18 protein-coding genes and 1 tRNA gene are annotated in these 19,850 nt (G+C 60.1%); 9 read left to right on the forward strand and 10 right to left on the reverse strand.

Annotation, left to right across the window (positions count from 1 at the left end; genetic code table 11):
- The first annotated feature begins 140 nt into the window (after positions 1-140).
- From FHT71_RS26165 to FHT71_RS26175, 3 genes are all read left to right on the forward strand, one after another.
- Positions 141-611: an aminoacyl-tRNA deacylase gene (locus FHT71_RS26165; RefSeq protein ID WP_007802001.1), complete on the forward strand. Its 471-nt coding sequence runs from the start codon at positions 141-143 to the stop codon at positions 609-611.
- 399 nt (positions 612-1,010) lie between these two features.
- A complete protein-coding gene (locus FHT71_RS26170; RefSeq protein WP_183722714.1) occupies positions 1,011-2,204 on the forward strand; it encodes a succinylglutamate desuccinylase/aspartoacylase family protein in 1,194 nt (397 codons plus the stop codon).
- Between the two features lie 261 nt (positions 2,205-2,465).
- Positions 2,466-3,476, forward strand: a complete 1,011-nt coding sequence (locus FHT71_RS26175) for a D-cysteine desulfhydrase family protein (RefSeq protein WP_183722726.1) — start codon at positions 2,466-2,468, stop codon at positions 3,474-3,476.
- A 102-nt stretch (positions 3,477-3,578) separates the two neighbouring features.
- Here the strand turns inward: FHT71_RS26175 and add are convergent, their stop codons facing one another.
- The 5 genes from add to FHT71_RS26200 form a co-directional block, all read right to left on the reverse strand.
- Positions 3,579-4,418 (reverse strand): adenosine deaminase, encoded by an 840-nt coding sequence (gene add, locus FHT71_RS26180; RefSeq protein ID WP_246699509.1) that lies wholly within the window; start codon positions 4,416-4,418, stop codon positions 3,579-3,581.
- Between the two features lie 657 nt (positions 4,419-5,075).
- Positions 5,076-6,485, reverse strand: coding sequence for a M20 family metallopeptidase (locus FHT71_RS26185; protein WP_132593372.1), 1,410 nt, complete (start codon positions 6,483-6,485; stop codon positions 5,076-5,078).
- 176 nt (positions 6,486-6,661) lie between these two features.
- A tRNA-Arg gene (locus FHT71_RS26190) sits at positions 6,662-6,738 on the reverse strand.
- Positions 6,739-6,851: 113 nt separating this feature from the next.
- Complete coding sequence (locus FHT71_RS26195) at positions 6,852-8,369, reverse strand: HAMP domain-containing sensor histidine kinase (RefSeq protein WP_132593374.1); 1,518 nt, start codon at positions 8,367-8,369, stop codon at positions 6,852-6,854.
- A 152-nt stretch (positions 8,370-8,521) separates the two neighbouring features.
- Complete coding sequence (locus tag FHT71_RS26200; RefSeq protein WP_183722716.1) at positions 8,522-10,522, reverse strand: methyl-accepting chemotaxis protein; 2,001 nt, start codon at positions 10,520-10,522, stop codon at positions 8,522-8,524.
- Positions 10,523-10,967: 445 nt separating this feature from the next.
- Between FHT71_RS26200 and rpmH the strand changes: the two genes are divergently transcribed.
- The 4 genes from rpmH to yihA all read left to right on the forward strand — a co-directional run bounded on the left by rpmH (position 10,968) and on the right by yihA (position 14,111).
- On the forward strand, positions 10,968-11,102 hold the full coding sequence (rpmH, locus tag FHT71_RS26205) for a 50S ribosomal protein L34 (RefSeq protein WP_016552555.1): 135 nt from the start codon (positions 10,968-10,970) through the stop codon (positions 11,100-11,102).
- Between the two features lie 22 nt (positions 11,103-11,124).
- Positions 11,125-11,526 (forward strand): ribonuclease P protein component, encoded by a 402-nt coding sequence (gene rnpA / locus FHT71_RS26210; protein ID WP_132593376.1) that lies wholly within the window; start codon positions 11,125-11,127, stop codon positions 11,524-11,526.
- On the forward strand, positions 11,526-13,313 hold the full coding sequence (gene yidC / locus FHT71_RS26215) for a membrane protein insertase YidC (protein ID WP_132593406.1): 1,788 nt from the start codon (positions 11,526-11,528) through the stop codon (positions 13,311-13,313). The genes rnpA and yidC overlap by 1 nt, the downstream gene beginning before the upstream one ends.
- 138 nt (positions 13,314-13,451) lie before the next feature.
- Positions 13,452-14,111, forward strand: coding sequence for a ribosome biogenesis GTP-binding protein YihA/YsxC (gene yihA, locus FHT71_RS26220; RefSeq protein WP_132593378.1), 660 nt, complete (start codon positions 13,452-13,454; stop codon positions 14,109-14,111).
- Positions 14,112-14,163: 52 nt separating this feature from the next.
- On the opposite strand, the gene FHT71_RS26225 is transcribed toward yihA, so the two are convergent.
- The 3 genes from FHT71_RS26225 to FHT71_RS26235 form a co-directional block, all read right to left on the reverse strand.
- Complete coding sequence (locus tag FHT71_RS26225) at positions 14,164-14,721, reverse strand: fasciclin domain-containing protein (protein WP_132593380.1); 558 nt, start codon at positions 14,719-14,721, stop codon at positions 14,164-14,166.
- 117 nt (positions 14,722-14,838) lie between these two features.
- Entirely contained in the window at positions 14,839-15,558 is a 720-nt protein-coding gene (locus FHT71_RS26230; RefSeq protein ID WP_183722718.1) for an anti-sigma factor, read from the reverse strand.
- Positions 15,555-16,094, reverse strand: a complete 540-nt coding sequence (locus FHT71_RS26235; RefSeq protein WP_007802034.1) for a sigma-70 family RNA polymerase sigma factor — start codon at positions 16,092-16,094, stop codon at positions 15,555-15,557. The genes FHT71_RS26230 and FHT71_RS26235 overlap by 4 nt, the downstream gene beginning before the upstream one ends.
- A gap of 133 nt (positions 16,095-16,227) precedes the next feature.
- Here FHT71_RS26235 and argB point away from each other — a divergent pair, with 133 nt between their 5' ends.
- On the forward strand, positions 16,228-17,115 hold the full coding sequence (argB, locus tag FHT71_RS26240; RefSeq protein ID WP_007529633.1) for an acetylglutamate kinase: 888 nt from the start codon (positions 16,228-16,230) through the stop codon (positions 17,113-17,115).
- A 60-nt stretch (positions 17,116-17,175) separates the two neighbouring features.
- Here the strand turns inward: argB and FHT71_RS26245 are convergent, their stop codons facing one another.
- Positions 17,176-17,949, reverse strand: a complete 774-nt coding sequence (locus FHT71_RS26245; RefSeq protein WP_132593384.1) for an isocitrate lyase/phosphoenolpyruvate mutase family protein — start codon at positions 17,947-17,949, stop codon at positions 17,176-17,178.
- Complete coding sequence (locus tag FHT71_RS26250; protein ID WP_132593408.1) at positions 17,946-19,025, reverse strand: trifunctional transcriptional activator/DNA repair protein Ada/methylated-DNA--[protein]-cysteine S-methyltransferase; 1,080 nt, start codon at positions 19,023-19,025, stop codon at positions 17,946-17,948. Before FHT71_RS26250 ends, FHT71_RS26245 begins: the two co-directional genes overlap by 4 nt.
- A 101-nt stretch (positions 19,026-19,126) precedes the next feature.
- Between FHT71_RS26250 and FHT71_RS26255 the strand changes: the two genes are divergently transcribed.
- A complete protein-coding gene (locus tag FHT71_RS26255; RefSeq protein ID WP_007802038.1) occupies positions 19,127-19,834 on the forward strand; it encodes a pyrimidine 5'-nucleotidase in 708 nt (235 codons plus the stop codon).
- Positions 19,835-19,850: the final 16 nt, after the last annotated feature.

Here is a 19,850-nt window from a genome sequence, read left to right on the forward strand (position 1 = left end):
CTTGTTCGACCGCCATCGCCCCATGGCGGTCATCAGCCAACGAACCGCAACAGGCATTTGCGGCCGCTCGCCGTTGACTTCGCAGGCGATGAGAGGAGAATACCTTTCATGCCTCGCCACGCAATACAGGGGGCGCCCAGATGACGATCGCAAGGAAACTTCAGGATTATATCGACGGTGAGGGTGTCGCCTACGACACCGTGCCTCATCATCGCACAGCGACAACCAGCCAATCGGCACAAGCCGCACATGTTCCGGGCAGCCGGCTGGCCAAATCAGTCGTCGTACATCATGAAATGGGATACGTCCTGGCCGTCGTTCCCAGCACACACCGGATCGAGCTCAGCACGTTACAGGATGTGATGAACAGACGCCTTGGCCTCGCCTCGGAAGATGAGGTCAGTTCGCTTTTCGCCGATTGCGACATTGGCGCAGTTCCGCCGATCGGATCGGCCTACAACGTGCCTGTGATCCTCGACGAAAGCCTCGGCAATGCCAGCGACATCTATTTCGAAGGCGGCGACCACAGGACACTGGTGCATATGAGCGGCCTCAGCTTTCGCAACCTGATGAAGGATGCGCAAATCGCCCGCTTCAGTCACCGACCGTAAAATCGTGATCCTAGGGTCATACTGACGCGGCTCGATGCCGCCCGAAAAGTCGATCAATCCTGCCGGCTGGTGCGTCAAGAGGCGCGCACCGGGTCGTCGCTCACTGATCTCGCTTCCTGGTAGGTCCCGGAAAGAACTGGCACGCCGGACGAGATGAAACTGCGAACTCGCATGTGATTGGTACCGCCGTCGACGTCCACACGGCAGGCCTGCTTCGCGCGCGATCTCCGGATCTTGCCGAACGACCCCGCAAGTTCACGAGCCCGGCCTAGCTTCGCAGAAGTCACGCAACCTTGCCAGTTCAGCAGCATACCCTAGTTTGAAGTCGCGCGGGATTGTCGCGACCAACATGCATGCCGTTGTTCTAAAGTAGCTTTTCAATCACAAAGGGCCTCCATCATGTCGGACAAATCGAAGAACGGCATCGATCGCCGCGATCTGTTGATTGCATCTATTGCCACGGTCGGCGCGTCGGCTGCCCTTGCCGTCAACGCGGGTGCTGCAAATGCTCAGGACGCAGCGACACCCGCTGCCCATCCGACATCAGGAACGGCCTATACCGGCGATGTTATCCGGGGAAAAAAGGTTATCAGCGCGCTCGACGTCAACGACCTGGAGCCGGGACAGAAGCACCTCCTGTATTTTCAGGGTGCGCAGATGCCCACGGGGCAGCACTGGTACGTGTCCGTGACGGTCGCCAAGGGGGCAAGGCCGGGCAAGCGCGGCGTCCTGACCAGTGGTGTGCATGGCGACGAAATGAGTAACATTCACGCGGTCCAGACCGTGATGAACCAGCTCGATCCGGCGCGGATGTCGGGCACGGTCATGGCGGTCACCGACGTGGCACGCCCGGCCATTGAAAGCATGCAGCGCAGGTGGCCCAATCAGGGCAGAGGCCTAGATCTGATCGATATGAATCGGGAATGGCCCGGGAACGAGAACGGTGCCACCGCGCCCAGCCGACACGCCGGGCTGCTGTTCAACCGGCTGCTGCGGCCGAACGCCGACTTCGCGATCGACTTCCACACCGGAACAACCGGATTCGAAGTCACCGCATTTAATCTTGGCGGCATGGATGTGCCCGAGGTCAAGGCAATGGTGGAGCTCTATCCCGTCGGCCAGATCTTCGACAACCATGTCTATCCCGGTGTCCTGCACAACGCGTTCATGGACGCGGGCATCCCGTCCTTTACACCGGAGATCGGTGCTGCTCGCGTTCTGAACGTCGAGATGATCTCACTGTTCGTGGAAGGCACGATGAACGTCCTCAAGCATCACGGCATCGTCGCCGGGCCGATGGGCCGGACAGGCAAGGACGTGAATGTCTTCGTCGGCAACAGTGCGTTCCCTATCCTGGCAACCCAGGGCGGGATCGTCGAGCATTTGGTCAAGCTCAATGACAAGGTCGAACCCGGACAGAAGGTGGCCATCCAGCGCAACAGCTTCGGCGAAGTGGTCGCGGAGTATACGAGCGGCGTGGCCGGAGAGATAGCGGGCCAGCGCAGCGACGCAATGTCCGAGCCCGGCAACCCCCTGGTATTCATCCTCTTCCACAAGCCGACGATGGAGGGCATTGAGTCCTATCCCGAATAGCCCGCCTTGCGAGCGATTCTTCGCCCGTCTTAGTAGTTCAGAATCACAAATCGCGCGCTTCAAACCGACGGTGATGTCGTGTTTCCTACAGCGGATGGACGCAGCCTTGGGGCTTTTCTCATCTAGGCCACACCGAGCGGTTGAAGTCTGCCTCGATGAGGCGAGCCGCGTTCTCCACTCGTTACGGGCTATACGCACCCTGCATAACTCTATACGTTCCTAATGATTTCACTGCTTTACACCGAGCAAGGTTCCGATCCCATGCAGCTCGACGCACACCCTCGGCAGATACTGTCCCAATGGCCGACGCCGATCGAGACGCTCGACCGGCTCTCCGCCACTTACGGTGGCCCGCGGATCTCCATCAAGCGGGATGATTTCGGCAGCATCGCCATGGGCGGCAATAAGCTGCGGAAGCTCGAATATCTGATGGGGGACGCTCTGGTGAAGGGATGCGACATCGTCGTCACGTCCGGAGCCTTACAATCGAACCACGCTCGCTTGACTGCGGCGGTCGCGGCCAAGCTTGGCCTGACGTGCCATTTGGTCCTAAAGGACGACGTTCCCGACCGTTCCGAGACCTACCACAACTCGGCAAACCTGCTTCTAGACAAGCTTGTCGGTGCGGAGATCGTGCGGGTCGGACGCCACGACCCGCTCGCCGAGGCGGTGGAGGCTCATGCGGCGTCGTTGCGGGCGAAAGGGCTTTCGCCGTACGTCGTGCCGCTGGGCGGGTCGAACGCGATCGGCTGCCTGGGCTACGTGACCTGCGCCCTGGAAATCGCGGAACAGGAACGGAAACTCGGAAAGGCGTTCAGCCACATCTTCGTCGTGTCAGGATCAGGCGGGACTCATGCGGGGTTGCTTGCCGGGCTCAAACTCACCGGCTCGACGGCGAAGCTTGTCGGCGCGACAATCTCACGGTCGAAAGCGATGCAGCGTCCGATTATCGAGCAGTTAGTCTCTGACGTCGCCCCCCTGGTCGGAATCCATGAATCTGGAACCACGGATGCTATCGAACTCGATGACAGCATGTACCTTCCCGGCTACGGGCTTCCGAACGGCCCTTCGAGGAATGCCGTCGTTCAGTGCGCGAAGTCCGAGGGCATCTTTTTGGACCCGGTCTACACGTCGAAGGCGATGGCGGCTCTTTACAACCGGATCGAGGCAGGGACCTTTAAGCCCTCGGATGAGGTGCTCTTCATCCACACCGGCGGTGCGCCAGCATTGTTCGCGTACGATGAGATCTACGCCAAGAACGCTCCCCTGTAGTTGCCTCCTCCGCAGAGCCCTGGCGCTCCCTGGGCGTTTTCGCTGCCAGCCATGTAAGGTGACCCAGCGGGAGCGACTTGAGGTGACTATTGTGAGCCAGCACTACGATTGCCAGTTGGCCAATGCGGATTTCAGATGCGCTTTCACGTCAGCGTTGGCAAAACTCGCGTCGATGGACGTTCGAGCAACGTCGCGCATGATCTCGTCGCTCCACCCGAAGGCGGCCGCCGCCAGTTCGTATTCAGCCGGAAGGTTTGTAGCCAACAGGCTTGGATCGTCGATGTTGACCGACACCCTGACGCCCGCCTTTCGGAGGCGGTCGATGGGATGGGCCTCAATAGAGGGATAAAGCTTGAGCGTGAGGTTCGAGGTGGGGCAGACGCCCAGCGGGATACCGCGTTCGGCAAGAAGCGCCACCACACGGTCGTCCTCGACAGCTCGGACACCGTGGTCGATGCGATCTGCGCCTAACAATTCGACCGCATCACGAACTCCTTCCGGTCCGCTCGACTCGCCGGCATGAACGGTACGCCGCAAGCCGGCAGCCGCGGCCCGGCGAAATGCCTCGGCAAAGCGTGGTCCGGTGCGACCTGCGGCTGCCTCATTGCCGTCAACCGACAGGGCGACCACCCGCGGATGGCGCCAGGCGATGAGATTTTCGACGAGTTCTACCGCTTCATCGGAGTTCTGGGTGCGGAGCAAGCTGACGCACAATCCAACGGGTGGAAGTCCGTCCTGCGCCGCAGCGGTGAAGCCTGCATCGAGGGCCTCTATCAGCTCCCTGGTCCTGCCCTGCCATGAGGCCCAGTGCTTGGGATTGATGATCAGGTCTGCGTAACCGGTGCCGTCCGCCGCCAATCGCCGGCAAAACCCATAGGCCAATTCGGCCAGGCGGTCCCGAGTGCTGGCCAGGCCACAGGCCCAGTCTAGAAATTCGAGCATATCAGCGAGGCTCTCGAAAGAGAAAAGCCGCTCGCGCGGCCGCGGCATTGGAACGCCAGCCTGCCTGCCCAACTCTCCAGGGTGGCGGATTCAAAGCAGCCCTCCAGGTGAACATGCACTTCCGCCTTAGGCAATGCCTGAAGGGATTCGCCGCTACGTGTGCCGTCTTTTCTCATCGCGGTTACTCCCCGCTGCAGGGTCCCCACCATGCGGCGACCGCGCGAGGTACGAGGATGGCCGCTATCCTATGCCGTCGCCGGCTTCGCCTGACCGTTGATCACGTGAAGGATGACCGCTTATAGTAGAGTGCCGATCAAGCCGCCTGTCAAACCGACGCAAGAAAGATACAGCATGACGACTGCGCTGTGGATCAACATGCCGACCACAGGCGGCAGTCGTCCTGTTCACGCCGCATTTGAGATTTTCGCGTGCTCGTAGTCGACGACCAACAAGGGTCATTGTCGTAAGTTCAGCTGAAGACGCGCGAGTTTCTGCTTGGGTCGCGATAGCGGACTCCAAGTGCCCAGTTCTGTTCTGAAGCGGTGGAAAAATGGCGCGCCGGACGAGATGAAACTGGGCACCGCTATGTGATTGTTTGCACTATTTAATTTCCCGGCACCACAATCGCACTAACCATTGACGCGGTGATCCGATGAGTTATTGGGTCGATGGCTCACACGCACGCCAATTGCCTGGCACTCCAGTTTCCCCCAAATCCCAATAGAGTCCGGCCATTAGCGCGAGTCCTTCGCGGGCGATCGCGAGGGGGACATGCTCGTTCGGCGCGTGCTGGGAGCAGGCCGGATACGAATGCGGCACCCACACGGTAGGCAATTCTAGAACCTCGGCGAAGATGTCGTTCGGTAGCGCGCCTCCAAGGCTCGGCAGGATCGCCGGCTTCGTCCCGATTGTGCGGCTGATCGATTCGACTGCCCACTCGACCCAAGGATGGTCGGGCTCGAGCATCGACGCCCGGAAGGGTTCGGCGCTTGCCTGTGCGATCTGGACATTCGAAAAGCCGTGCCGATCAAGATGGCGGCGTAGGGCTGGCAGGATGCCATCCGCGTCAACCCCGACCACAAACCGTAGCTGGCAGCGCGCCCAAGCGCGCGGGGGGATTGCATTGACAGGTGTTCTCGGATTGCCGGCTTCGAAGGCCAGCACCGCGAACGAGGACCAACCGAATACCTTCTCGGCCGGTGTAAGCGCTGGCTCGCCCCAGGTCGGATCAATTTCAGGTGCGCCGGGGCTGCTCACAATCTCGCAATCGAAAAGAGCGCGCCGCACGCTGTCGGGAAAGCTTTTTGGAATCCATTCAGGCACCTGAATCTTGCCTGTCGGCCCGGCAAGGCTCGCAATGGCATTGGCAAGCTGGATTGCCGGATCGGAAAGAAGGCCGCCCCAATTGCCGGAATGATGGCCGCCCTCGCGTGCATCAATCCAGATATCGAATGAAAGAGCGCCCCGCGATCCCAAGAAGATGGTCGGTCGTTCGGCCGACAGCCGAGGTCCGTCCGACGCAATCAGAACGTCAGCCCGCAACAAATCCTTGTGCGCGGACGCGAACTCGCGCAACGCGGGCGATCCGATTTCCTCGCCCATTTCGAAAAGATACTTTGCGTTGAACCCGAGACGCCCACGTGTCTCCAGGACGGCTTGCAGGGCGCCGATGTTAATCGAGTGCTGTCCCTTATTGTCGGCAACGCCACGACCATACCATCGACCATCCCGCTCGGTAAGTCGCCAAGGCGAGAGACCTTCATCCCAGCCATCGTCAAGGCCGCGAACGACATCACCGTGGCCGTAGCCAAGGACTGTTGGCCGCAACATATCCTCGATGCGTTCTGCGAGAAGGAATGGCCACTGGCCTTCCGACAGCACATGGCAGACAAAGCCGAGCGCCTTGAGAGTGGGCTTGATCTCGGCTTCGAGATATTCGATCAGCGTTGACGCCTGATCGGGATTCTGACTTTCGGTCGGCATCGCCACGCGTCGGGCCAAGTCTTCGCGGAAGGCACCCGAGTCAAAATAGCTTTGGGCTTTTGCAACAGCGCTGTCTCGGTTCATGCATCCAAACTATCACGCTCGTATGGATTGCGTCGAACTGAATTGGCTAATCGAGGCTGTTGCCGCTACACGACGGCAACGTGGTCAGCGTAGGCTACGACCGTGGTGTACTGAACACGGTTCGCCATCTTGTCCGGTGTCGAGAATATATTGTAGAGAAATCAATATGATAGAAATGGCGCACCCGAAGAGATTCGAACTCCTGACCCCCAGATTCGTAGTCTGGTGCTCTATCCAGCTGAGCTACGGGTGCGTGCCGGAAGCGGCCGAACCGCTTGCGTGGGCGGTTCTCTAAAGGGTCCTTTCGGGGATTGCAATAGGCTTTCTGAAAAAATCGCGACTTTGGTGGTGCAGAGCGGAAACGCATCACTTTTCTTGGAGAGCGCGGCTGCGATAGTCGTCGAGCGATACCGGGCGGTCCGGAATCTCGATGCGGAACTGCGTTCCGACGGAAGGCTTTTCCACAAGAGCGATCGTGCCGCCGTGGGCCAGCACCAGTTCACGGGCGATCACCAGGCCGAGGCCCGTGCCGCCGGAGCGGGCCGAGCCGCGGAAGGCGGCGAAGAGATTCTGTCTGGCCTTCTGCGGCATGCCGGGGCCAGTGTCGTCGACGATGATGCTGACGACGCTACCGACGCGCTGGGCCGAGACGGTGATGCGCTTGCCGCCCTCCGACCCGCGCCCCGCGCCCGTGGCACTCAGCGCCTCTACGGCGTTGCGGCAGAGATTGTGGATGACGCGAAACAATTGCTCGCTGTCCGCGTCGACCTCGAGCTCAGGCGCCATCTGGTCGATGAACTCGATGCCGCTTTGAGCATCGATCGCCAACATGTCCTTCACGTCTTGGGTGAGGTCATAAAGCCGGATGCGGCGCCTGCGAGGCGCCGCTTCGCTTGCCTGGCCATAGGACAGCACCTCGGTCGTATAGCCGACCGCGCGGTCGATGGTGCGCAGCAGCTTTGGCGCGAAGGCCTTCACCATCGGATCGTCGACATCCACGAGACGGTCCGACATCAGTTGCGCCGAGGCCAGGATGTTGCGCATGTCGTGGTTGATCTTCGAGACGGCGAGGCCGAGCGCTGCCAGGTTCTTCTGCTGCTTCAGCGTCTTTTGCAGTTCCATCTGCATGGAGGTCAGGTGCCGGCCGGCCACCGCGAGCTCATCGCGGCCGCCATCGCCAACGAAGACGTTGTGCGGATTTTCCGGATCCGAGGAGAATTGCTGCATGCTTCCGGTCAGCTTGCGAATCGGCCGGATCAGGATGCGGTTGATCGCGAAGAACACCAGCGTCGCGGTGAACAGCGAGATCAGGATCGACAACAGGAAGACGTTGCGGGAATACGCAAGCATCGCATTGCGCAGGTGCTTGTCCTTCATCACTACTTCGACGCCGGTATTGGTGTCCTGCACCGGGCCATAGACACGGATCAGGCGGTTGCCGCCGAAAATCATCGTATCGAGCGCATCGCTGATCGCCGTCAAAGCCGGCACATCCGTCAGGTCGTATTGCTCATCGACAAAGGTGGGCATGTCAGTCGTGGCAAGCAGGCGAGAGGTGCCCTCCTTGCGCAGCACGATTGCCTTGGTGCCGGTCGCCTCCAGCGTCTCCTTTTGCAGCGCGCGCGGCAGTTCGACCGGCTGCAGGCCGTCGATCACGATCGCGGCCGCAGCCGCAGCATTCAACCTCTCGTCCAGCCATCGCAGGCGCATGCTGGCCACCGAGGGAAAGAAGATCAGCACCTCGGCGAGCATGATGCAGACAACCGTCAGCCATAGCAGCTTGCCGGAAAGCCCGCCAAACTTGCCAGGCGGGCGCTGTTCCGCCTTGTCAGCCTCGGTCCCAGTAGCACCGCCGGGGGGAAGATTGTCACCTTGGGCTTGCATGGTCTTTCGTCCGCTTGGCGCAAAGCGCCCTCTGCGCCTTCTATATTAGACGATGACGGTCCGCTTTCAAATCTTTGCGAGCAAAGCCATTTGCGACAAAAGGAAACGCCACCTGGAGGCGGCGTTTCCCATCGGTCGAAAAGAGGAGGGGATCAGAACTCTTCCCAATTCTGCCCGGCGACGGCGGCATTGCCGCTGAACGCCCGGGCGACGGTGCCCATGGAACGACGGGCCGGAGAGGCCACTGGCCGGTGCTCCTGATGGCGGGCAACGGCGACTGGGGCCGCTGCCGGCACGTTCGAGACCTTGAAGCGCGAGATGAGACGGACGAGGCCGTCGGCTTCGGCGGAAAGCTTGTGCGTTGCTGCTGAGGTCTCCTCGACCATGGCAGCGTTCTGCTGCGTCACCTGATCCATCTGGTTGACGGCTGTGTTGACTTCCTTGAGGCCGGTTGACTGCTCCTTCGCGGCGGTTGCGATCGAGTGAATGTGGTCGTTGATCGCGTTGACGCGGCGCTCGATCTGGGACAGTGCCTCGCCGGTTGCCTGCACCAGCTTCACACCGACCTGCACTTCGTCGCCCGACTTGGTGATCAGGCCTTTGATGTCCTTCGCCGCTGTCGCCGAGCGCTGCGCCAGCTCGCGGACTTCCTGGGCGACGACGGCAAAGCCCTTGCCTGCCTCGCCGGCACGAGCGGCTTCAACTCCGGCATTGAGGGCGAGCAGGTTCGTCTGGAAGGCAATCTCGTCGATGACGTTGATGATTTGGCTGATTTCGCGCGAGGCCTGCTCGATCCGGCCCATGGCGTCGACGGCGTTACGGACAACCACGCCCGACTTGCCGGCATCGTCCTTGGCCTCGGAGACCATGACGCTGGCTTCCTGAGCGCGCTCGGTCGAATTGTTGACCACCGCAGTGATCTCGTCGAGAGCAGCCGAAGTCTGTTCGAGGGCGGCAGCCTGCTGCTCGGTACGCTTGGAAAGGTCGTCGCTGGCGGCGCGCAATTCGTTGGTGTTGCCGTGGAAGCCTTCAGCCGTTTCGCGGACCTCGCGCATCGTCGTCTGCAGCGTCGCGAAGGTGCTGTTGACGTTCTGCTGCAGTTCGGCGAAGGCACCCTGGAAGCTGCCGCGCATCGTCTGCGTCAGGTCTCCTTCCGCCAGGCTTGCTATCACGCGGCGCGTTTCGCCGACACCGGCATCGATGCTGGAAAGCAGATGGTTGATGTTGCTGGCGAACTGGTTGAGGTTTTCATCGCCATAGTCCGTTTCGATGCGGCGGCTGAAATCGCCCGCAGCCGCGGATGCAACGACAACCGACATGCTGGACTGCAGATCGTCGCTCTTGGCACGCATGGCGGCTTCCTGCGCATTCATGCGGCGAACGGCGAGACCATTCTCCTTGAAGACCGCGACGGCGGCAGCCATCTCGCCGATTTCATCCTGGCGGCCAGCGAAAGGCACTTCGGCGTCAAAGTTGCCATCGGCGACTTCCTTAATCGCGTCTGTGACCTTCTTGATCGGACGGCTGAGCTGAACGGTGCCGATATAGAAGCCCATCCCGACGCCGGCCACGATGCCGACGCCAGTGATCGCAATCACCAGCCACAAAACAGAGGTGCGCGAGCTTTCGACCTGCGCATTGACGGCGTCAAGTGTCGCCTTGTCGGTGGCGACGATCGCATCGATCTCCGCCTGGAAAGCCTTGCGGTTGGCACGGTTGGCGTCGTTGTTACCCTGCTCGTTCGCGGCCTGGGGGCTCACTTCAGTGCCGAGACGTGCTGTTTCGGCGCGGAATGTCCGGAATTCCTTCGCGCGCTCGGTCATTTTCACGAAGGTATCCTTCTGGCTTTCCGGAACCAGCGGGGCCCAGGAGGCGATAACCTTGTCGATCTGATCGAGATCGGCCAGCAGTCCCTTGGCAAAGTTTGCGGCCTCCTTTGTCGACGGCGCGTTATAAATCCCGCGGGCCTCCATCACCGTTGCCGTCACGAAGCGGTTAAGGCGCTCGCCGGCGTAAGCGCGATCGGATGCATCTCCGTACGCCGACAGACTTTCTTCGTATTGACGCACAGCCCAAAGTGCCGTTGCCCCGATCAGCAGGGCAACGCCGCACATGGCGGAGACAAGCAGATTGATCTTACCGCGAATTTTCAAAGGAAGCCCCCCAAGACTAATCACAAGCCGGGAAAGCATTCCGGCCGATAGCTAAATTTTGGCCGAAATAAATTAATGTTAGCTTTCGGATGCTTGGCCGCATCACTACAAAAAATTACCTGTACTTAGTCGTCGCCGTTTTATTTTTTGCGCGCGAGGCGCCTGGTTATCGGCAAAATGCGCGCAACGGTTGAGATTTGAGAAAAATATTACGCAAGCGCATGGCTTGTCGCTTGTCACAAACATTAATACGCTTCGCTAAATCTTGTATCGCAGCACCGAAATCGGGAAATTCCGGGCAATAATTGACTTTGGCGGCCTTCATCCGTATAAGCCGGCGCACGTCCGGTCATTTAAGGCTCTCGTTAGCCTCGCCCGTTCGAAAAACAACGCTCCTTGCAATATGCAAATTCAAGAAGGGCCGCACTCCGCGGTGTTTAAATAAATGAAGCGTACCTACCAACCATCCAAGCTTGTCCGCAAGCGCCGCCACGGTTTCCGTGCACGTATGGCCACCAAGGGCGGCCGCAAGGTTATCGTTGCTCGCCGCGCACGCGGCCGCAAGCGTCTTTCGGCCTAAGGCCGGAATTGCCCGATAAGAGATGGCGGGCGAATTGACGACCAATAATAAGAAAATGACTGCCGGGCGGCTGAAAAGCCGCCCGCAGTTTCTTGCTGTCCGCCAAGGCGAAAAACGCAAGGGCGGTTTCTTCCTGCTTGAGGTCCTCGACCGGAAGGAACCCGAGACAGAAGCCCGTGTCGGCTTCACCGTCACCAAGAAACACGGCAATGCAGTCGAGCGAAACCGCATGCGGCGGCGCCTGAAAGAGGCGGTGCGACTTCATGCAGGGTTTGCAATGCAGCCCGGACACGACTATGTGGTTGTCGCGCGAAGGGACGTGCTGAAAGCATCCTTCAAAGAATTAGCCGCAGAGCTCAAAACTCGCGTCGAGACCAAGCCGAAACACAAGCGGTCCGGAGACGGCCGCCCCAGGAACGCATGATGCAAAACAACCGCAACTACTTCATTGCGATCGCTCTCTCCGTGCTGATCGTTCTCGGGTGGCAATTCCTCTATATGAATCCGCGCATCGAAGCGCAGCGCAAGGCAGAACTCGCTCAAAAGGCGCAGCAGAAAATCGAACAGGTGCAGACCCCGGCCGCCGGTGGCGCTGGTACGGCTCAGCCCAATGGCGCAGCCCCTTCGGCAACCACGACGACCTCCCTGATCGACGCACTTGCCAAGAACCCGCGCGTCGTGATCGATACGGCAGCACTCGCAGGCTCGATCAACCTAGTCGGCGCACGCCTCGATGACCTGAAGCTCAAGGGCTACCACGAGACGGTCGACGACTCGAGCCCGATCATCACGCTCTTTAGCCCATCCGAAACCAAGGATGGCTACTTCGCCGAACTCGGCTACATCGGTGACGCCGCCACCGGCTCTGTTCCCGGCCCCTCAACCGTCTGGACGGCACCGGAAGGTGCCAAGCTGACGGAGAAGACGCCGGTTACGCTCACCTATACGAACGAAAAGGGCATCACCTTTGCCCGTACGATCTCGGTCGACGAGCACTACATGTTCACCGTCACCGACAAGATCACCAATGCTGGCCAGGCCGCCGCTGCATTATCCTCCTATGGCCGTGTCACGCGCTACAACAAGCCGGCGGTCGCCTCGACCTACGTTCTGCACGAAGGCTTCATCGGCGTGATCGGCGATAGCCTGATCGAGAGCAAGTATGCAGCCGTCGAGAAGGAAGCCGTGACGCCGGAAACGGCAACCGGTGGCTGGCTCGGTATCACCGACAAATATTGGGCAGCGACGATCATTCCGCCGCAGCAGACGCCCTACGATGCGCGCTTCACCCACTTCACCGATGGCCAGCCGCGCTTCCAGGCCGACTACAAGCAGAACGCGGTTACCGTCGCACCGGGCCAGTCGCTCGAGCTCAAGAACCTCGTCTTTGCCGGCGCCAAGGAAGTTCCTGTTATCGACGGCTACGAGAAGACCTATTCGATCCCGAAGTTCGACCGGTTGATCGACTGGGGCTGGTTCTACTTCCTGACGAAGCCGATGTTCAGGTTGATGGACTTCTTCTTCCGCTACTTCGGCAACTTCGGCGTCGCGATCCTGCTTACCACGATCGTCGTCAAGGCACTGTTCTTCCCGCTTGCCAGCAAGCAGTACGCTTCGATGGCGAACATGAAGCGCGTGCAGCCAAAGATGGAGGAGTTGAAGACCAAGTTTGGCGACGACCGCATGGCGCTGCAGCAGGCGACCATGCAGCTCTACAAGGACGAAAAGATCAACCCGATTGCCGGTTGCTGGCCGATTCTGCTGCAGGTTCCCGTGTTCTTCGCGCTCTACAAGGTGATCTACATCACCATCGAGATGCGCCATGCGCCGTTCTTCGGCTGGATCCAGGATCTCTCCGCACCCGATCCGACCTCGTTCATCAACCTGTTCGGCCTTCTGCCGTTCGAAGCGCCAACTTTGCTGCATCTCGGCATCTGGCCGCTGATCATGGGCGTCACGATGTTCGTGCAAATGCGCATGAACCCGACACCGCCGGACCCGACGCAGGCGATGATCTTCAACTGGATGCCGCTGGTCTTCACCTTCATGCTGGCGAGCTTCCCGGCCGGTCTGGTCATCTACTGGGCCTGGAACAATACGCTTTCAGTGCTTCAGCAGTCGGTGATCATGAAGCGGCACGGCGTGAAGATCGAGCTCTTCGACAATCTGAAGGGGCTCTTCAAACGAAAGCCGGCTCCAACAGAGAAATGATGATAGCCCCGCTTCGGCGGGGCTTTTCATTTCTGCCGGCGTTGCCGCCGCATCTGGGCGACTGCCGGCCTGGCGGTTGACAAAATCGCCCGAAACCTGAATGCCATAGGCACACTGGATTGGACTGGAAAAGGCCGAATGACCGACAACAAGAACGACAAGCCGCTCTTCGGACGCCCCTGGACTTTCATCCGCGGCGTGCCGTCCCTGAAATTCCTGCCGCCGGAAGGACCGCTGGAGGTGGCCTTTGCCGGTCGCTCAAATGTCGGCAAGTCGTCGCTGATCAATGCGCTCGTCAGCCACAAGGGGCTGGCACGCACCTCCAACACGCCGGGGCGCACGCAGGAGCTCAACTACTTCGTGCCGGAGGGTTACTCAGGTGAAGGCGGCGACCTGCCGCCGATGGCGCTGGTCGACATGCCGGGCTACGGCTATGCGCAGGCGCCGAAAGACCAGGTCGATGCCTGGACGAAGCTCGTCTTCGATTACCTGCGCGGGCGGGCGACGCTGAAGCGCGTCTACGTGCTGATCGACAGCCGCCACGGGGTAAAGAAGAACGACGATGAGGTTCTCGATCTGCTCGACAAGGCGGCCGTCTCCTACCAGATCGTTCTGACCAAGACGGACAAGATCAAGCCACCGGCCGTGACCAGGCTGCTCGCGGAGACGACGGAAAAGATCAAGAAGCGGCCGGCCGCTTATCCCGGGATCATTGCCACGTCATCGGAAAAGAGCGAAGGCCTCGATGACCTGCGCGAGGCAATCGCGCAAACGGTCGGCATCGCCAACTGGAAATGAAAGAGGGGCGCGCCCCAATGCCGAGGGCGCTACCCCGAACTGCCTCACTCGATTACATCTTTGGCAGCAGTACCTTGTCGACCACGTGAATCACGCCGTTCGACTGCTTGACGTCGGCAATCGTGACGTCGGCGACGTCGCCGTTCTCGTCGGTCAGCGTGATCTTGCCCATGCTTTCCTTGGCCTTGAGCACGCAGCCCCCGATGGTCTTGATGTCGTGTTCGCCACCGTCATCCTTGATCATCTTGGCGACGGCCTTCGACATCGCGTCGGCTGCCACGACGTGGCAGGTCAGGATCTTGGTCAGCGTCGCCTTGTTCTCCGGCTTCAGCAGCGTATCGACCGTACCGGCCGGCAGCGCTGCGAAAGCTTCATTGGTCGGCGCAAAGACCGTGAACGGTCCCTTCCCCTCAAGCGTCGAGACCAGACCGGCCGCCTTGACGGCAGCAACCAGCGTCGTGTGGTCTTTGGAGTTCATCGCATTTTCGACGATGTTCTTCGTCGGATACATGGCAGCGCCGCCGACCATCGGGTTCTTGGCCTGCGCAGCGAAAGCAAAGGCGGAAACGGCAGCAGCAAGCACACTCAAGCGCAGTGCGGACTTCATCATGATTGTTCTCCTTTAACGTCCGCGCACAAGACCGGCCGAATGCCGGCGTTCCGTTGCGGACATGAAGATCTACGGAAGGCTCGCAGGAAGAGTTTCAGCGCGCTTGTTGAAAAAACATTAGCGGCGATGCGTCGTGCCGCTCGCCACGATCGGCCCCGTGACCTGCCCGGTCGGCGAGCCGCCGAAAGGTTCGAGGCTGACGGCGAGGGCCGCGCCCTCGTTTACGCTACCGCGCATATCAGCGGGTATGACCAACTCGCCGGCCTGGTCCGGAGGAAACACGCCAAGCGATCTTGGCGCGCCGCTTGCCGGAACGAGCCAAAGCTCCAGTGACTTCTCTTCAGGCTTGCCGGTAGCAACGGGTACAATCTTCAGTTTTCCGCTCTGCCGCTCATAGGAGGCCAAGAGGTTGACCTGGCTGTTGGAGGCGGTCAGCTCGGCCACAAGTGGCGCGGACGTCTGCGGTGGAGCGACGACGACGGTGGCAATCGTCAGCGCCCCCACCGCAATCAGCAGCGAGACGAGCGCAAGACAGCGCCAGAAGACGATGGAACCCCACAGACCGCGCGCCGGCGTCGGGGCAGCTTCCGGCGTGCCGAACAGCCGCGCTTCGATCTGCTTGAACGTTTCCTGACTGGGGCTGACGATGTCATAATCATCGTTGAAAGCGGAGAGGTTGGTTTCCCATCGGCTGACGATAGCAGCGAACTGTCTATCGCGGCGCATGCGCTCCTCCACAACCCGTCGATCCTTGAAGGAAAGAACACCAAGAACATACTCACCGGCGAGTACCTCGTCGCGGGAGCGGCCTCCCTTGCTCTGATCCGGCGATGTCATCGTTCCATGCACTCTCTCAGTTTCAAAAGGCTGCGACGCAGCCATGTGCGCATCGTGTTCAAAGGGACGCCAAACTGATCGGCCAGTTCCTGATAGCTTTGTCCTTCGACGTAGGCTCTCTTGACTGCCACCGCCCGATCAGCTTCCAACTCTTCCATGCAGGTGTCAATGCGCCTTCCCTCATCCTTGATCACAGTCTGTATCTCTGGGGAAGGATCGTCGTCCGCGAGGTCGTAGGCACTGTCCAATTCGTCGGCAACCGGCTTGCGCGCACGAATGATGTCGATTGCCTGGTTGCGCGCAATTGCCGCGAGCCAGGACGATGGCGCCCCGGAGCCCGCGGCAAACACGCCGGCGCGCTGCCAGATCTTGACGTAAATTTCCTGCAGCGATTCCTCAGCGTCCGTCCTGTCTTTCAAGATACGCAGGCAGATGGAGAAGAGTTTCGGACTCGTCTCACGATAGAGCGCGGCAAAGGCCTTGCGATCGCCGATCGCAACGAGGCTTATCAAATGTGCGATTTCGTCGCTGGTCATCCCATGCCTCTTGCCAAACGCTCGCCCCCTCGAACCCGCTCGCCAGCACATACGGAAAACTAATGGTCTCTAGATTATTCCATCTGTCAAAAACTTGAGATAAAAGGCCGCGATCAATTCTGCGGGGTATCCCATGAACCAGTCCGAAAGCGAAACTCAGGCACGCCTCCTTGCGCAGGCCCTGCCCTTCATGCAGCGTTACGAAAACAAGACGATCGTCGTGAAGTACGGCGGCCATGCCATGGGCAATCCCGAGCTCGGGAAGGCCTTCGCAAGCGACATCGCTCTGTTGAAGCAATCCGGCGTCAACCCGATCGTCGTTCACGGCGGCGGCCCGCAGATCGGCGCGATGCTGACGAAGATGGGCATCGAATCGAAATTCGAAGGCGGCCTGCGCGTCACCGACGCCAAGACGGTCGAGATCGTCGAAATGGTTCTGGCCGGCTCGATCAACAAGGAGATCGTCGCGCTCATCAACCAGACGGGCGAATGGGCGATCGGCCTTTGCGGCAAGGACGGCAACATGGTCTTTGCCGAAAAAGCGCAGAAAAAGGTCAAGGATCCGGATTCGAACATCGAGCGTGTGCTCGACCTCGGCTTCGTCGGCGAGGTCGTCGAAGTCGACCGCACGCTGCTTGACCTGCTAGCCCGCTCAGAGATGATCCCTGTCATCGCTCCGGTCGCTCCCGGCCGCGACGGCGCGACCTACAACATCAATGCCGACACCTTTGCAGGGGCGATCGCCGGTGCGCTGAACGCCACCCGCCTGCTCTTCCTGACGGATGTTCCCGGCGTTCTCGACAAGCAGGGCAACCTGATCAAGGAACTTTCCGTGGCGCAGGCGCACGCGCTGATCGCTGACGGAACGATTTCCGGCGGCATGATTCCGAAAGTCGAAACCTGCATCGATGCAATCAAGGCAGGCGTGCAGGGCGTCGTCATCCTGAACGGCAAGACCGCCCATTCCGTGCTGCTCGAGATCTTCACCGAGCATGGCGCGGGAACGCTGATCGTTCCCTGAGCCCTTTTTCTTTTACGCAATTCCGGACGGAAAACCCTTTACACTTTTCCTGGAATTGCTTTAGCCCGCGGCGGCATAGACCGCCGCGGCTGCCTCTTTCAGCTTTTCCATCATCGCCCGGTAGGGTCCCGGTCCGTAGCTGATGCGGCAGACGCCAAGTCTTGCGAGCGTCCTCACGTCCGGCGCACCCGCTCTCATCATGATGTTAATCGGCAGGTTTGACGCGGCGCAGATTTTCTTGATCAGGCCCTCGTCAATCAGCCAAGGCACAAAGAAGCCATTTGCACCAGCTGCAGCGTAAACCTTGCCGCGCTCGATCGCTTCGTCGACCAGATCTGCATGCTTGGAGAGATCACCTTCGCGCAAGAACAGATCGGTGCGCGCATTGATGAAAAAGGGTATGCCCCTTGCATCAGCCATCTCGCGAATGGCCCGGATGCGGGTTGCCTGTTTCTCGACCGGGTGCAGCCCCTCGCCGCCGACCACCTGATCTTCGAAGTTGATGCCAATGGCGCTCACGTCGATCAGCTTGGCGACATTGGCGGCTGCCCCGGCCGGATCGGTCGAGTACGCTCCTTCGAAGTCGACGGAGAGAGGCAGGTCGTTGACTGCCGTAATCTGGCGAACCGTTGCTACCAGCGCATCCAGCGGAATCTTCTCACCATCCCCATAACCTTGTGCTGCGGCAACCGACCAGCTTCCTGTTGCCAGCGCCTTAGCACCCGCCTCGGTCACTGCCTTCGCTGTTCCGGCGTCCCATATGTTGTAAAGGACGACAGGATTGCCCTTTTGATGGAGCGCGCCGAATGCCTTTGCCTTCTCAGCCTGATTCATTGGATCTCCTCCACAAACAATCCCTTGGTCTTCATCTCATTTTCGTGTCGCAAAAGCCATTGCTTGCGCCAGAGCCCACCGCCATAGCCAGTCAGTGACCCGTCAACGCCGATCAGCCGGTGGCAGGGGATGACAATCGCCAGCTGGTTTGCCCCATTGGCCCGGCCGACGGCGCGCACCACTTGCGGGTTTTCCATGCTACGCGCAATGTCCCCGTAAGCGCGTGTCTCACCAATGGGTATGTCCATCAGCTTCGACCAGACCTCGCGTTCGAAGGCCGTAGCGAAACCCAACGCGAGCGGCGTGCGGAACGTTGCGGACCTGCCATCGAAATAGGCTTTCAGCTCGGCGCCGATTTGATCAATCGCCGATGTGCGGCCGGCCGCGACCGTGGAGCGGGTCTTGCGCTGCAGTTTCTCCAGCTCCGCCGGCAGTGCCTTGCGGTCGTGGAATTCGAGGAGATGCAGATGCGTCTGGTCGGCCACCGCAACCATGGGGCCGAGCGGCGTTTCGAACCAGTCGGCAAACAGGAGATCGCGGTTCTGCGACATCGCAGGCGCTTTGCCGATCAGCCGCTGAAACGCGGCGCGGAAGCCGCTACCCGATTCATATCCTGCCTCGATCTGGGCATCGATGACACGGGCGCCATTCGCCAGTTGCTTTGCCGCCTCGCCAAGACGGCGATAGCGGGCAATATCGAGAAACGTCATGCCGAGGGATCGCTTGAAAGCCCGCCGCACGGTCGAGGGATCGTAGCCGTGCGCGATCAGATCGTCTTCCGTCCATCGCGCTGCGGGATCACGGTCGAGCGCCGCGAGGAGTTGCTCGACAATCGGCTCCCGACCCGCCTCTTCCAACGGCCGGCACCGCTGGCACGGCCGAAATCCGGATTGCATGCAGGTGGCGATCGAATTGTAGAAGAGAGTGTTTTCCCGCTTCGGCTTGCGAGCGGGGCAAGTCAGCCGGCAGAAAATACCCGTTGTCTTGACGCAGACATAGGCAAGGCCCTCATAGGCCGGGCTGCGGGCAATCAGCGCATCGTACAGCGCGTCGTCATTGGGCAGATCAAAGAGCATGAGGCGTTTTACCATCCCTTCCGCGCCGCGTCCGCCGCAAATCGGGCATCTATTTTTTCTTGCCGATTTCCTTGCCCGGCAAGCCGTGCCATAACGCCCCCATGACCAAGATAGATCGCACGCCGACCAAGGCGGACTTCTCGCATGTGACCGAGTGGGTTTTCGACCTCGACAACACCCTCTACCCGCATCATGTCAATCTGTTCGCGCAGATCGACAAGAACATGACGGCCTACGTCTCGACGCTGCTGCAGATGGAGCGCGACGAGGCACGCAAGCTGCAGAAACAATACTATCTCGATCACGGAACGACCCTGCAGGGTCTGATGATCCACCACGGCGTCGATCCGAACGACTTTCTCGAGAAGGCGCATGCAATCGATTATTCGAGCCTGACGGCGCAGCCCGAACTGGGCGCGGCCATCAAGGCCCTGCCGGGTCGCAAGTTCATCTTCACCAATGGCAGCGTCAAGCATGCCGAGATGGCGGCCGGCGCGCTCGGCATCCTCGAGCATTTCGACGATATTTTCGACATCGTGGCGGCGGACTTCGTGCCGAAGCCGGCGCAGGCGACCTATGACAAGTTCGCGGCACTGAAGCGGATCGAGACCGGCAAGGCGGCGATGTTCGAGGACCTGCCCCGCAATCTCAAGGTTCCAAAAACGCTTGGCATGCAGACTGTCCTGCTGGTACCGAACAATCTCGAGGATACGGTTGTCGAATGGTGGGAAAAGACCAGCGGCGAGGATGATCACATCGACTTCGTGACCGACGATCTCACTGATTTTCTTGCGAAGATTGCCGGCTAGATTACTAAAGTTTCAT

Origin of the sequence: Rhizobium sp. BK060 (assembly GCF_014193145.1) — a bacterium.
Lineage (GTDB): Bacteria > Pseudomonadota > Alphaproteobacteria > Rhizobiales > Rhizobiaceae > Rhizobium.